11 protein-coding genes are annotated in these 14,131 nt (G+C 67.5%); all 11 read right to left on the reverse strand.

The features are described from left to right. Positions 1 to 380: 380 nt before the first annotated feature. The gene (locus tag IEY56_RS20355; protein ID WP_229712068.1) at positions 381 to 851 is read right to left on the reverse strand and encodes an Ig-like domain-containing protein; all 471 of its coding nucleotides are present in this window, start codon (positions 849 to 851) and stop codon (positions 381 to 383) included. Positions 852 to 1,175: 324 nt separating this feature from the next. Further along, on the reverse strand, positions 1,176 to 2,225 hold the full coding sequence (locus tag IEY56_RS20360; RefSeq protein ID WP_189038703.1) for an IPT/TIG domain-containing protein: 1,050 nt from the start codon (positions 2,223 to 2,225) through the stop codon (positions 1,176 to 1,178). Between the two features lie 74 nt (positions 2,226 to 2,299). Next, entirely contained in the window at positions 2,300 to 3,043 is a 744-nt protein-coding gene (locus tag IEY56_RS20365) for an IPT/TIG domain-containing protein (protein WP_189038704.1), read from the reverse strand. Positions 3,044 to 4,810: 1,767 nt separating this feature from the next. Next, on the reverse strand, positions 4,811 to 5,446 hold the full coding sequence (locus IEY56_RS20370) for a DUF4232 domain-containing protein (RefSeq protein ID WP_189038705.1): 636 nt from the start codon (positions 5,444 to 5,446) through the stop codon (positions 4,811 to 4,813). 627 nt (positions 5,447 to 6,073) lie between these two features. Then, complete coding sequence (locus IEY56_RS20375; protein WP_189038706.1) at positions 6,074 to 6,424, reverse strand: hypothetical protein; 351 nt, start codon at positions 6,422 to 6,424, stop codon at positions 6,074 to 6,076. 462 nt (positions 6,425 to 6,886) lie between these two features. Beyond that, positions 6,887 to 8,470 carry an adenosine deaminase family protein gene (locus IEY56_RS20380; protein WP_189038868.1) on the reverse strand — a complete coding sequence of 528 codons (1,584 nt, stop codon included), beginning with the start codon at positions 8,468 to 8,470 and terminating at the stop codon, positions 6,887 to 6,889. A 510-nt stretch (positions 8,471 to 8,980) separates the two neighbouring features. Then, entirely contained in the window at positions 8,981 to 9,556 is a 576-nt protein-coding gene (locus IEY56_RS20385; protein WP_189038707.1) for a transcriptional regulator, read from the reverse strand. After that, positions 9,549 to 10,949: a helix-turn-helix transcriptional regulator gene (locus IEY56_RS20390; protein ID WP_229712069.1), complete on the reverse strand. Its 1,401-nt coding sequence runs from the start codon at positions 10,947 to 10,949 to the stop codon at positions 9,549 to 9,551. Before IEY56_RS20390 ends, IEY56_RS20385 begins: the two co-directional genes overlap by 8 nt. A 488-nt stretch (positions 10,950 to 11,437) precedes the next feature. Next, the gene (locus tag IEY56_RS20395; protein ID WP_229712070.1) at positions 11,438 to 11,890 is read right to left on the reverse strand and encodes a dihydrofolate reductase family protein; all 453 of its coding nucleotides are present in this window, start codon (positions 11,888 to 11,890) and stop codon (positions 11,438 to 11,440) included. Between the two features lie 102 nt (positions 11,891 to 11,992). Then, positions 11,993 to 13,165, reverse strand: coding sequence for an HTTM domain-containing protein (locus IEY56_RS20400; protein ID WP_189038709.1), 1,173 nt, complete (start codon positions 13,163 to 13,165; stop codon positions 11,993 to 11,995). A 26-nt stretch (positions 13,166 to 13,191) separates the two neighbouring features. Then, complete coding sequence (locus IEY56_RS20405; RefSeq protein ID WP_189038710.1) at positions 13,192 to 13,755, reverse strand: DUF5819 family protein; 564 nt, start codon at positions 13,753 to 13,755, stop codon at positions 13,192 to 13,194. Positions 13,756 to 14,131 lie beyond the last annotated feature (376 nt).

Genomic DNA, 14,131 nt, shown 5'->3' on the forward strand with positions numbered 1-14,131 from the left:
AACTAACCGATCGACCTGAGGAGCGGGCATGGCGAATCCACTCGTAGGCGGCCCCGCCCGGAACGTGACGGAGCCCGCGTCACTGCCACTGGGCCCCTTATCTCACGGCGTTGGCGACGCCCCGCCCGAGATGCGTCGCCGGTGTGCCGTTGCGGGGCCGAGAGTGTGTCGGGCGGCGGTGCACTCAGGCAGAAGCAGGTTCATCGAGCTGATGGCCGCCGGAGGTGCCCTTCATGTCGAATCTCCTGAAGTGCTGAACCCGTCCGCCCCCGGGCGGGGGTCGGACGGGTTCGGCGGCTGTGGTCAGGGGCTCTGAGAGCAGGCCCTGTTCTCGCCGGTGCACGCGCGGCGCCAGGTAGTGGCGCGGGTTTCGAAGTGCGCTACTCGGTGTGGATGTTGATGCTCTGCGCGGGGCCGCCGCATCGGCAGGGAGTTTGTGGAGAGGCGGGGGGCGACGGGGGTGTGGGTGTCGCGGAGACCGTGACCGTCGTTGAGGCGCTCGAGGCGAAGCACTCGGCGTTGCCGTTATAGGCCGCGGTGATGGTGTGGGTGCCGACGGTGTCGAAGGTGGTGTCCGGGAGTCTCGCGGTGTTGTCTGCCCCCACCTGCTTGGTATCCAGGATGTCTCCTCCGTCGAAGAAGGTGACTCCCAGGCCTCCGCTGGGATCGTTCGGGCAGGAGACGGTGGCGATCAGCTCTACGGGGGCGCCCACTGCGGCGCTGGACGGTACTGCCTGCACCGTCGTGGTGGAGGATTCCTGTGCGGCTGCCGGGGTCGCGAAGGCCACTACGGCGACCAGCGCCGTGGCGGCACTCCCCCACCAGTTTCTCGGTACTCGTCGCCGTTCCACATTTCCTCCTCCTCGACGGGCGGGCCGTCGATGATCGACTGACTTCGCCGGTCTTTCTACGTGGTCACCCTGGAAATCGACGGAGGAGTGAGCTGCGTGGCTCCACATGGACCAGGGAGCTCACCTGAACGAGGAGGCATGCAGAGGGACTACGTGCGGATGCGCGTTCGCCTGCCTCGGGAGCCTGTTTCGGGTTCGGGCAGGCCAACGATTCGGCGGAAGACGTCACTTCCAAGTCCGGCCGTGCAGCAAATAGCAGCACCGAGGGGCCGGCAGCTGGGAGGCGTCTCAGGTATCGGGCGCCCGGTGGCCCCGGGGCGGGGGTTAAAGCATCGGCGGCGGCACGCGGGTGTAGTTCAGGGAGACGCTGTCGCCGCCGGCAGTGGTGACGCCGACCGGGACGATGCCGGCCGGACCCGCCGGGGCCACCGCCGCCACGCTAGTGTCCGATTCGACGGTGAAAGGGGCGAGCACGGCACCGAACCGGACCGCGGAGGTGGTGGTCAGCCCGCTGCCGGTGAGAGTGACGAGGGCGCCGGAGCTGACCGGGCCCTGTTGCGGCGTCAGCGCGGACAGGACGGGCGGCGCAACGTAGGTGTAGACAGCGGGGTTGCTCACGCCTCCAGGGGACGTGACGGTGACCGACGCCGAACCCGCCGACCGCGCCGGAGTCACCGCGGTGATCTGCGTCGAGGAGTTGACGGTGAAGCCGGCCGGGGTTCCTCCGAAGCTGACCGCCGTCGCACCCGTGAGACCGCTGCCGGTGAGGACGACGGTCGTTCCCCCCGCGGTCGGGCCGCGCACCGGGAGGACCGCGCTGAGCACTGGAGGCGCGGCGTAGAAGAAGTAGACGGCGTTGGAGGTTCCACCGGGAGTGGTGACAGTGACGGGCGCGGCGCCGGTGCCGGCCGGTGTGACGGCGGTGATCTGCGTGGCTGAGACGACTGTGAACTGCGCGGGAACGGCAGCGAAGTTCACCGCTGTCGCACCCGTGAGGCTGGTCCCGGTGAGCGTCACAGTGGTGCCTCCCGAGACGGGCCCCTGCTCGGGGGAGATGCCTGTGAGCTCGGGAAGTGCCGCGTAGACGTAACTGATCCCGTTGCTGGTCGATGTGCCGACTCGGACGGTCACTGTCACAATTCCGGTTCCTGCGGGGGCCAATGCGGTGATCTTGGTAAGGGAGTTGACCGTGAACCCGGGCGAGGCACGAGTGCCGAAGTTGACGGCAGTGACTCCCGTGAAGCCGGTGCCGTTCAGGATGACGGTGTTGTTGCCCGGGGGCGGACCGCCGGCCGGCACCACGGAGGCGAGAGTGGGCGCGGCGGCAAGAGCGGCGACGGGCGCTGGCGTCTTTGCGTGATCGCGGTCGTTCACTACGTCTCCCGTGGTTCTGGGCCCGTGGTGCACCGCCCGGGTCGGGCCGGTGCACCACGGGCTTCTTGCGGTTCTCAGATGCCGGGACCCGCGATGTAGGTGTATGCGTCCGCTGCCGTGGCGCTGCCGGCGTCGTTGGAGACGACCACGTCCACCGCACCGGCGGCCCCGGGCGGTGTCACCGCGGAGAGGGAGGCGTCGGAGAGAACGGTGAAGGGAGCCGGCGTCCCGTCGAAGGTGACCGAGTCCGTGGTGGTGAGAGCGGTGCCTGCAATGGTCACAGCCGTACCGCCCGAAGTGGGTCCGGAGTCCGGAGTGAGCGAAGTGATGGTGGGGTCGGCGACGTAGGTGAAGGTCAGGCCGTTGTTGGTGCCGCCAGCGGTGGTGACGGTCACTCCGACCGGTCCCGCGGCGCCGGCCGGAGTGACGACGGTGAGCTGGCTGTCGGAGACCACAGCGGGGGTGGCGCTGTTGGCGCCGAACGCGACGCTGGTGGCGCTGGAAAGACCGGTGCCGTTGATGGTGACGGTCTCGCCTCCGGCCGTCGAGCCGCCGGTCGGGCTGATGGTCTGCTTGAACGGCGCTCCGACGTAGAAGAAGGACACCGGATTGCTCGTTCCTCCAGGGGTCGTCACCGTGACCCCGACCGTCCCGCTGCCGGACGGTGATATGGCAGTGACCTCCGTGGGGGACACGTTGGTGACTCCGGTGGCTGATTTGTTCCCGAAACGGACCGCGGTGGTGCCGCTGAGGTTCGTCCCGGTGATCGTGACGGTGGTGCCGCCTCCGGTGGAACCCTGATTCGGACTGATGGGCATGCTGGCTCCTCCTCGCCCGGAAATGCTGTACATTCCCGAGCAGTAATGAAAACGGTTCGGAATTCACGTACGTCGGGGTGAGCGCGAGGTGCACTCGCGTTCTCTGCCAACGAAAACCCGGTCGGATGCCTGCGAGTTCTTCGACGAAGCATCAGCAGGGGTGTCTGACGGTTTTCGGGGCCAGGTCGCACGCTTACCGAAATCTCATGCAACAAGTAGCCCATCCGGCCGTTCCGGTGACAACAGCTCAGGCACTTCCTCGCCCCATCGAGGCAGGCGCCAAGAAGTGAAAACGAGCGCAACACAGGCGTATTCGTTAAGAACTGCTTATAGGCTAGTGTGAATTACAGTTACGGAGATCAGCGGCACGCCGACGTGGCCGGTCCACGGGGGCAGAGAAAGCGCAGTCACCAACCAGGGCCCCGGCCACCCTCAACATCCCGAGGAAGCCAGGCGGCGATGACCGTCAGGTGCGCCTGCCCGCGGCTGTCCAAGATCCCCAACTCCGGGCCCGGCCCAACGCCTTCGACGCCGCCACCGCCTCGCCGATCGTGACAAGAGACCTCACGGTCACCTTCTGACGACACAGCCGTTCACTCCGCGCGGCCACGGCATCACACCGAGACCGCGGCATCAGGTGCCGCCTCTCAGTACAGTTGGCAAGGCAGACAAGCACAAGAGTACGGACGCGATGCTGCAACCTTCGATGCCGGATATCCGCTGAAGGCCGTTAATGCTGGGGCCGGTGCCCCTTGCAATCACGGTGATCCCGCCATGCGACGATGCGGCCAGCGAGCCCAAGGTGACACTCATGGACTTCGAGATCCGTCCGCGTCAGGGAATCGCCCCTTCATCCTCGGCACGGCGATGGACGACGCGGCCAGGACCGCAGAGGAGTGGGCATGCACGCCGTCCAACTCGAAGACTCCGGCGGGGATGAACTCAAGGTGCCAGTGCGCACCCACGCTTTCTCACCATCCTGGTCGCCAACGAACGCACTCGACTCAACGCCGTGGCCGTCCGTCGCTTCCAAGAGGAGGATGCGCCCGTCCGCGTCCTGTTGCACCGTACTGATGTCTTCCGCACCCCGCTCGACGACCTCCCGGCAGTACTGGAGGGCCAGGGGCACGAGCTACAAGAGGGAGTACGGACTCGAGGTGCTCGACCTCGGACTGATCTTCTCCAACGAAAGTAGCTTCGAATACCCCGAAGGCGACGATGGAGACCCCTCTACTTCGACACCGTGCTCGTCAGCGACAACAACCACCCCTTCTTTCATGGGCGTTGGTGAGGTCAGTAGCGGACGCCTAAGCTCACAACACGGTCCTCTGCTCGTTTGGCAAGGCGGACACCCGCTGAAGAGCGTGCCTCCGGCCTGGTTTGGCCCTGCACCAGCAACGAAGTGGACGGTGCCGTCTCTGGCGACTGCGTGGCACGGCGAGCACTGCAGGAGCTGACCAACCACCGAGGTTGGCACTTCGATCCGACCACGTTGCAGTGAAAGGACCATCGACGTTCAACTCCGCCCCCGTCGGGGCGCCGGTCCGTTCAACCTGGGCGCCTCCCTCGATGAGACGCAAGACGTCGCCGAAAGCATCGAGGGGGCGCGTGTAGAGCGCGACGTGACCTCCGGAGGTCAGGAGGTCCGCCTGTTCGTCCGACTGCCTCTGTTGCCCAAGGGGCATCTCACCCCGCTCCCCTACGGTTGGGCACCGTCGCCTGTGCGCGCAGCCGAAGGGGACCGAGGGGAGCTAGGGCAGGTGGTCGCTACTTCGCCGTGTGCGTGGGGTATACCTCGACATCGGTGTAGGCGCCCTTGATGTCCCCTGCTCCTGCCGGCCACTTCACAGTCACCGGGTGGGTCTCATTCGGGGGCGTCACCAACAGGTGGGTCGGGTGCGCGTGGCTGTCGCCGCTGGGGTCGATGTCGTAGGCGAGGTTGAAGACAGCCGCGTCACCGGGCTTGAGCGTAGTCACACGCGGCTGGGCCTGGGCGCGGCTGATGGGGTTGGAGGTGTTGTCGACGTCCTTGATATCGACGCCCGGAAAGCCCGTCGCCGAGCAGGTAGTCGAACCTCGGTTGACCATGGTGACGTTGATCCTGCCGGCGTCGGCGTCGGGAGCGGCGTCCTCGGCGGTGACAGTCAGGTTCGCGGTCTTGCAGAAAGCGGCCTTCCCTTCCGCTTTCGCCGCCTTGCTCGCGGAGCCGGCGCGGGCCTGCATGTCCTGCTCAGAACCAGCCTTTGCCTCCCCAGAACCGGAACCGCCGGACGATGCCGACGAAGAGGGCGAGGTGTCCTTGGAGGACGTCTTCTTGCCGGAGTCGTCACTCCCGCAGGCGGTGAGTGAGAAAGCGGCAGCGACGCTGACAGCGGCGAATGCGGCGACACGGGTGTACTTCACGATGTTCCCCCCAGCGATACGTAGTGCAAACGGTCAAGAACATTTGTATCCCGCACCACGTCACAGGCAGCTCTTCACGAAGTTGACGTTCCGTCACAGCTGCGGGCCTCGGTTCCTGACCCAGAGATCGAGCCGCGCGGGACTACTTCGCGCGGTGGTAGGTGACGGTCTCGTCCGGGCAGCCGCGGGCGAGCTGGGCGAGTTTCCTCTGCTCGGCCCGATCCACGGCCAGTTGCCAACGCAGTCTCGTGGAAACCCAGCCGGGCCGTGTAACGGCAGGCCGCCAGCTTCGCAAGCGGCATCCACTCGGCCAGGGCACGCTCACCACAGCCACCAGCGCTCAGGTCGTCGGCGTAGCGCTCGCGCTTGCCTGCAGGCCACTTCGACGCCCCGCCCCGGATGCCCAGACTTCGGCCAGGGGCACGAGGCGGTCGATGTCGAGGACACGCTGGTCGGTGACGGTCTTGTCGTCGTAGTAGGAGCGCCCGGGGCCGCCGGTGAGGGCGCAGTCCTCGCCGTGCTTCGGCTTCTTCCGCGTCGGTGGCGACGTCGGAGCGCACGGAGCCGTCGTTGACCTCGGCCTCCGGCACCTGGCCCTCCTCGGACGAGGGCCGGGGCCTCCAGCCCTCACCTGCGCCTGAAGCTACGCATCCACTTGCGGCTGGTGAAGAAGCCCATCAGGAGTACCACAGCGCCGAAGCACCACCACAGGAAGGACTCCAGCACCGCCCCGAACCCGGTCTGACGCACAAGGAAGTCGCTGCCCAGCACGACCTCGTAGGCGCCCACCTGCTTGCCCTTCGGATAGTCGTCACCCGCATCTTCCAGCTGCACGGCAGACCGGTCGCCCCTGGCCGCCCCCTGGGGGAGGAATTCCCCGTGACACGAGTAGTCGGAATTCTTGCTGGTGGGGTTGTCGTCCGAGCAGTAGTCCACGGTGAACGTTCCCGTCGTGCCGGCAAGTCCTGTCGCCTGCACACCCTGGACGGAATTGACGAGCACTGACCCGGCACCGAACAGCGTCAACACCGACCCCAGCAACAGCCCCACCACACGCCACCCGAGCGCATGTTCCGACGCCTTTCTGCCCCCCCGACGCCACGCCCCCGGCACTCTCGTTACTGGCCTGCTCGCTCCCCGTTCCGGCGCGAGCGCCAGACGTCGTCTCTCCACCCATCGAAGCATCGTAGAGCCAGGCGATACCCGAACCAGCCGTTAGCACGAAGGCCAGCGGCCGGCGGGACGATGATTGTTTACCAGCGCAACCGCAGCCCTGGACTTATGTCGTCACCAGCGCCGTCGGACGCCTCCAACTCCTCCCCAGCGCCGGCTGACCAACGGATCCATCCGTCCCTGCGGTCGTGCCCTCCGACCGCAGGGCCCCGGCCCCGCCCCGGCTCGTTGGCCGAGACGGGGCGGGGTGGGCGACGAGGTCAGAGGTCAGCGCTTGCCGGGGTGCGTGCGTTCGAAGGTGGTGAAGGCGGACTCCAGGCGCCACTGGGCGGCTGCCTTCGGGCTGTCGGCCAGGAGACGGCCGCAGGCACCGCGGGGCCAGCCGGTTCCGGGCAGTTCCGCAGCGCAGACCGAGGCGGGCCGATGACCGTCGCGCGTGGGGTTGCCGCGCCACAGGCTGCGGCCGGGCAGGAAGGCATACTCCAGCGAGGCGCGCGCCATGTCCTTCAGTTCGGGGTAGCGCAGCCGGTAGGTGGTTGACGCGTACTGGTACTCGCGGCTGATGTCGGTCCGGGAGATGCCCGGGTCGTCGGTGGACAGCACGACAGGCACGCCGTATGCGCGGTAGGTGTTGAACGGGTGGTCCTCACCCTTCACACCGAGGATCTGCGCGTTGCTGGTGAGCGGCACCTCGACGGCTGTCTCCCGGCGCGCCATCGTGCGGGCCAGCTGCTGCCAGTCGTTCTCGTGGACGAGGTCGACGCCGTGGCCGATGCGCTCGGCCTTCGCCACATTCACCGCCTCGCCGATGTGGAAGGACAGATCCTCGGGCTTGACCAGCCCGGGCCACAACTCCCCGGCGTGCAAGGTGATGTGGGCCTTCGGGTACTGCTTGCCCAGGTAGTTCAGCATCCGCATCTGGAGCCGGTAGTTGCGCAGCGCGCTCTCCCCGTCCTCGGGCTGGACGAGGTTGACGGCGACGAATCGGGGATCGCGTTCGGCCAGCCGCAGTCCAAGGGCGATCTGGGTGAAGACGCGCTCCGGTGAACTGCCGCGGGAGACCTGCGAGATCCAGCGGACGGGCAGCCGGCAGGCGCCGCCGGGGTGTGCGGTGTCGCAGCGTGCCTCAGCGCGGAACTCGGCGTTGGTGCGGTCGGCCTCCTTCCGGGCCTGCGCCACCAGCCGGTCCAACTTGCCCCCGGCTAGCAGCTTCTGGTGCATCCGTGCCGGGTCCGGGTCCCAGCCCGTCTCTTCGGCGAGCTTCTTCGCGCCCTCGGAGGCGGGGGTCGCCATCGTCTCCAGGTAGGACTGGTTCTGCCGGGTCGCCTGCTCGGCGACTTCAGCGAGGAGCTTGCCCGGATGGCGCCAGGTCACCTCGCCGAACTTGCCGAAGGCGGCGAAGAAGTGGTCGTGCCCGGACTCGCCTTGCGGGAAGTCCTCCATGGACCAGGCCCGCACCAGTTCCTTGTGGAATGCCTTGTCGGTGCGCGCGTCGGCGGCCGGGCGGGCGCGGTCCTTGCACGGCGGCTGCACTGCGGTCATCGTCTTCTTCTCGATGCACAGCCCGTCCTGCGCGGCGAGTTCGATGAGGTATTCGGTGCTGACGGCGCCGGAGAGGTGGTTGTGCAGGTCGCCGCCCTTGGGCAGCTTCCGGAAGAAGTCCCGCAGCCGGCCGGGGTCGTTGCGGGCGGATTCCAGATAGGCGGCGGTGCCCGCCTCGGCGGGTGTGGCGGGCAGCCGGGCGGTGAGACGGGCCTTGTCGGACCGGTCCCCTTCGGACTGGGCGGCGGCCGGCGCTGCGGACAGTGCGGTCAGGAGACAGAGTGCGGCGGCGCCCGTCGGGTACAGCATCCGACGGCGGCCGATCCGGGATCGATGAGTCACCTCGTCATGATCAAGGGATCGGGCGCTGTATGAGGGCGGCCGCAGAACTGTCACTCGATCGTGCGATCGCCCCCCGAGGCAGCGGGAGTTGGCAGTCGACCATCCCTTCCCGAGACGAGCGGCCGGTTCCGAACGCCCCGACTCGTCTGGTCGGACTGGCAGAAACGACCTGCTGTTCCAGGTCACCTCATGGTGGCGATTTGCCTCGACGGCCGTGTGACCGGATGGATATCGAGCGCCAAGAGGGCACCGCGCGTGCAGAGTCAACCGGGCAGCACGACTCCCTCCCGGGACGCACGCGGCGTGGGCATGGCTGCGGGATGGACGTTCTACCGCCTATGGCAGCACCGCAGTTGGGCCGACGCCGGGGTGGGGCTGAGGCACCACAACTAGGGTTGCCGTTCCACTGCCCACCGTCCGTGTGATAGCGGCTCGGAATCCTGTCGGGGCGGGCGCGCCGGGTTCCTTGAGCCTGTGTCAGGCGGAGAAGGCGACTGCGGTGACGTATTCGTATTTGCCCCATTCGCTGCCGAGGTCGGGAAGGGTGTCGTCCCAGGCGTCGGCGAGGGCTTGGTCGTCGCCGGTGTCCCAGGCGTGGATGATGCGGTCCCAGTTGCGGATGGTGAAGCGACGGAAGTTCAGCACCCTGCGGTGCCGGTTCTGCACGCTGGTCTGGTCGAGGGGGTGGATCTCCACGCGTGTGCCGCCTTGGGCGTTGAGGCGCTGGCGTAGGTGGTTGGCGATGTTGTGGCGACGGTAGGCGCGGTAGGCGGCGTCGATACGTTCCCTGTTGGCGGGACTGGGGGTCTGGGTTCGCCGACGCCAGGCGCGCAGAGTGCGGGGGGTGACGGTGATACCGGCCTCGCGCATGGCCCGGTAGCCCGCGGCGGAGCGGGTGAGGTAGTTGAGGCGGGCGTTGAGGCCGCGGCGGGTGGTGACCGGGGAGATGATGCCGCCTTCGAGGGCGAGGCGGTCCAGGACGTCGGCGGCGGCCTGGCTGCCCTTGGTGCCGTCGGCGCCGAAGAGGCCGAAGTTGATGTTCCGCTCAGGCACCGGCCGCCTCCCCGCGGGTGAGGGTGTAGGTGTTCTTGATCTTCACCTGGGCGATGTCGCGGCCTTCGGTGAAGACCGTTTGCCAGTCGCCGATGAGGTGGAGTTCGTCGGTGCCGAGGATCCCCGCGACGGTCAGCCCGTTGGTGTGGGCCTTGTAGGCCTTGCCCCACAGGTTCGCGAACGCCTGGGAGCGGATGATGTGGACCCAGTCCTGCCGGTTCAGCTCGCGGTTGTAGGTGGAGGAGCCGGCGGTGGAGACGAACTTGGCGTACATCGCTTTCACATACGCCAGGGTGACCTCGTCGTCTTTCTCCAGCGCGTTCTTCCGCGCGGCCGCGAAGGTGAGCCGGAGACCTTCCAGGAGGCCTTCGCTCTCGCCGGAGGTCCACGATTCGTGGATCAAAGGTTCTTCGCAGAGGCCGTAGCGGGGGCTGGAGCAGCGCTGCAGGAGGCGCAGGGTGGATTCGGTGACCCACAGCCGGCCGGGCTCTTCGCGGTTCCCGATCGGGTTGGGCAGCGCCTCGTGGTGCCAGTCGGGCGGGGTGATCAGGTGCACGCCGGAGCGGCGCTTGTCATAGGCGGGGCCGCCTTCTGCTGGGCCGAGGTGGTGCTCCAGGGTGCCGATCGGCAGATGCGCCTTCAACGCGGAGAGGTAGGCGCCGTTGACGTCCAGCGCGGTCACCTCCGCACCCGGGGGCAGAACCGCGTCGGGAGCGCTCCACTTCGGGCGGGCTTCCCAGATGTCGTTGCCCTCACGACCGGGCTTCTTGTCGAAGATCGGCGGCAGGACGGCGTGGTAGGTGAAGTCGTACCGGCCTGTGCGGCGGCTGATCTCCAGCAGATGCATCGCATCCGGGATCGCCTTGTACTCCAGATCCGCGATCGCCGCCTCAGCATCCCCACCATTCTCCGACAGCGCTTCGTGGACACGGTCCGCGATGAACAGCTCACCCTCACCCGGAGCGTCCTTACCGCTCGCCCGCCCGGGACGCACCTGACGTGCGGGGCGCGAAGTTGAGGCATAGCGCTTCGAGGATGGGACTCTCGGGGGCGGGGCCGCAGCAGACGGAGCGCGTTCCGCGTGGGCGGTGTTCTGGGACGCAGTATCCGCCCCGGGGGCGGTGGGCCCGTCGTTCCGCGTCTGCGGCTGCTGAGCCGCTTCACGAACTTCCAGGCGCTTCTGAATACCGGTCAGCAAGTGCACGTACAGGGCGCGGGGCTTGCTCCCCGGCTCCGGCTCCCACCGGCCGGTCTCCCACCCGCTGACCGTCTCTCGGGACACCCCGACCTTCACGGCGACCTGGTCCTGCGTCAGCTTCCACGCCCGGCGCAGGCGGCGCCTCTCCGCGACAGCGGGGAGGCCGTCGTCCACCGGGCCGGTCGCGTCGAGCAAAGCATCAACGGCCGCGAAGTCAGCCTGGGCTCCCGGTCTTTGCACACCGCTCCCCTTTCACTTGCGCATCACCTCACAGCATATTCCACAAAGTGGGGCTGGTCTGCAGTTTCAGCGAACCGCTGATCCTTACGCGACCAGGCAGGCAAGAACGAGACGCGACTGCGTGAGATCAAGGTCCCAGCCCGCCGTCAAGCAACGGGAGGAGCGACTCAACCGATGACTAGACCCGTCCCCTGCGCATCAACGGCAACGACCTGCAGAGGCCTCTGCCTCAGCACTGGGGCAGAGGGCAGCCAGGCCGCCTCGGGCGCCACCAGCCCAGTCGTTCAGCCGACAAAGAGGGGGGCGAACTCAACGTTGGACCGGGTATCGCAGATGAAGGGCGCGGCGTCCCTCTACGACGATCGGGTCCTCGAGGAATTGGCGGCCTCGATCCAGCTTGCCGAAGTAGGGGATTCCCTCGCCGAAGAGCACCGGCACCAGGCTTACGCACACCTCATCCAGCAGACCGAGATCGAGTGCAGCCTGGATGACGGTCGCGCTCGCGACGGTGACGTCCTTCTCCCCGCGATCTGCCGAGCCCGGCCGATCGCCGCCTCGACACCGCTGACGAAGGTCGTCGTCGGCCACCTCGTCTCCGCGTTCGCGGGCGGTCGGTGAGTGACCACGACAACGGGAGCGCCCGCTGGATGCTTGTCCCCCCAGCCATCGGCGATGTCGAACAACCGCCGCCCGGCGACGATCGCACCGCATTCGTCGGTCAGCTCCCGCAGCATCTGCGCGCTGGCGTCATCGACGCGGAAGGAGACGGTCTCGTTGGGGTTCGCCACAGGTACGTCCCCCGCCTCGTACCACTCGAACAACTCCCCTGGCCGGTCCTCGAAATCCGCAACGAAGCCGTCCAACGACATCGTCATATGGCTGATCACTTTGCCCACCGGAGGCTCCCTGACTGATCGTCGACTGTCCTCCTGTACCGACCTCGTGTGCAGGGGAATTCATCGCCACGCCGCTCCGGGCCTGAAGAGGAACTCCAATCCCTATGTGGGCAGCGGCGTTCCGCTCGGTGTGGACTCCTCGGAGGCCTTGGGTGAAGGCAGCGACGGAGCATCGGTGTGTACCTTCTCGGAGGACGCGCGGGTGCCGAAACGCTTCAACGGGCCTGCGGGCAACCAGATCGCATCGGCGGACAGCATGGCAAGCGAGAAGTACGGAAGTCCCATCAAGAGTGCGATGCCGCAGTGTTCGAAGAAGGTGGCGGCCAGCATCCAGTTCTTCGCCCGGGGGTGCAGCAGCGCAAGGGGGAAGCAGACCTGCAGGAACAGCGTGGCCCAGGTCAGCAGGGCGACGAGGGTCTGACTGGAACAGATGGCGTCGGTGAGGGCTGGGAACGGGGTACCTACCGCGCGGAGGGCGTAGTAGACGGCGGTGCCCTCTCTCCAGGTCTCCCCGGCGAGCTTCGCCGTGCCCGCCGAGTAGTACACGAGAATGACCTGTCCCAGCATCAGAGCGACAGCCGCGTTGTGTACGGCGTTGCCCGCTGCCTCCAGCCAGCGTGCCTGCACGCTCTCAGGGGTCCGGCGCGCCCACCAAGCCCAGCCCTGGCCGGCCCACGCCAGCACCAGTGCAGTCACCAGCCAGAGACGGCCGGCGCTCGCTCCCAGGACACACACGGCAAGCAGAGCACCCACCGCCAGCCACACGACGACGCCGTGCCACCCCACTTGGGCGCTGCCCCTGCGGGCTCGCCGGGCATCAAGCGACCACTCCCGCCCGCATCGTGAAGCCAGGAGATAGATGGCGGTGTAGCGGACAAGGCTGTCGGCACCGTACTCCAAGGGCTGGGCGTAGTTCTGCAACGAGCAGACGCCCAGCAGGAACAACACGCACGCCAGGCGCGTATGCCAGCCGACCAGCAGTTGCACACTCGCGACGACGGCCAGGAGGTATACACACAGGTGCCAGCCCGGTGACGCGGAAAGCGAGAGCAAGCTCAGGGAGGGGGCGCTGTCGAGCGCGTCCGAAGCCATTCCCCACGTCCACGCCCCCTCGAGGCCGTAGATGCTCTCCCGTTGCGGCCAGTCGCAGAACAGCGCAACCAGCCAGGAGACTGCGACCCCGATGCGGACCAGTGCTACCTGCCGCCCGCGGCGTGATTTCTGCGTCAGCCAGTCCGCTGCCCGGGTGAGCGCACCCGTCCTGGTTCCGGCCACGGAAGCCTTCTCGTAACCTGCCCCCGTCATGACTGCCCCTTCACGTCCTGGTCTTCGGCCTGCACCTCAAGCCACTGCGATGCTTCTCGCACGAAGCGCATACGCTCCCCGCCATGCAGCGCCGGCTGCCACGGCGACCTCGTCCAGTCAGGGACGATCACTCGGGCCTGCACCTTCGTGATCCGGCCCTGCGGAACATGGCCGGCGAGCCGCGACACCAGCACGCGGGACAGGTAACGCTGCATGCGCTGCCTTTGCTCGGGGTCCCTGGCCGCGCGGAAACGCGGCAGGGCGGTGGGGAGTTGGTTGAGCTCGGCGTGGCTGAGGAAGATCCGCCCCTGCGTAGTCCTGCTCTCCTGGGCAGTGAGGTCGATCCACCGTGAGGTGACCGTTCCCCGTGACCCCTCGACGCGGACGCGTGCCTCGACGTACCCCGCGTGCGGTTCAGGAGCGAACAGTCGCCATCGCGCGTGCCATTCCGGCAGCAGCCAACTGCGCGTCACCGTCGCCGTGGCCTGGGACGCGGAAGCGGGCGCCGCCACGTATCCCAGCGACATCAGCGCGTGTACCACCGCCAGCAGCACTGCCATTACGCAGACACCCCAGGCGGCCCAGCGTGGCCCACGAGAAAAGGCGCCCAATCCGGCCCTGGGAGTGGCTTGTTGCTCTTTGGCCCAACTCTCTGTACGCATCGCCAGAAAGATCGTGGAACTGAACTACGCGCTCAAAACCACCACGCCCAAGCGGAACGCCGAGCCACCCGCACGAGTGAAAGAAGGGATCGCGCTACCGGGAGAGCATTCGGCTCGCGGCGATGCACCGCGCTGCCCCTGGGACGAGTCCTCACAACACCCGGTAGAGGCAGGGGATTTGGTGGGGGCCCGGGCTCTTTCCTCACGCAGGACGGCGGGTCTCAGAAGGTGGTGCCGTCGCGAAGCATGGCGAGGCTGTCGTCATACAAGCGAT

The sequence above is a fragment of the Streptomyces daqingensis genome (assembly GCF_014645895.1).
GTDB lineage: Bacteria > Actinomycetota > Actinomycetes > Streptomycetales > Streptomycetaceae > Streptomyces > Streptomyces daqingensis.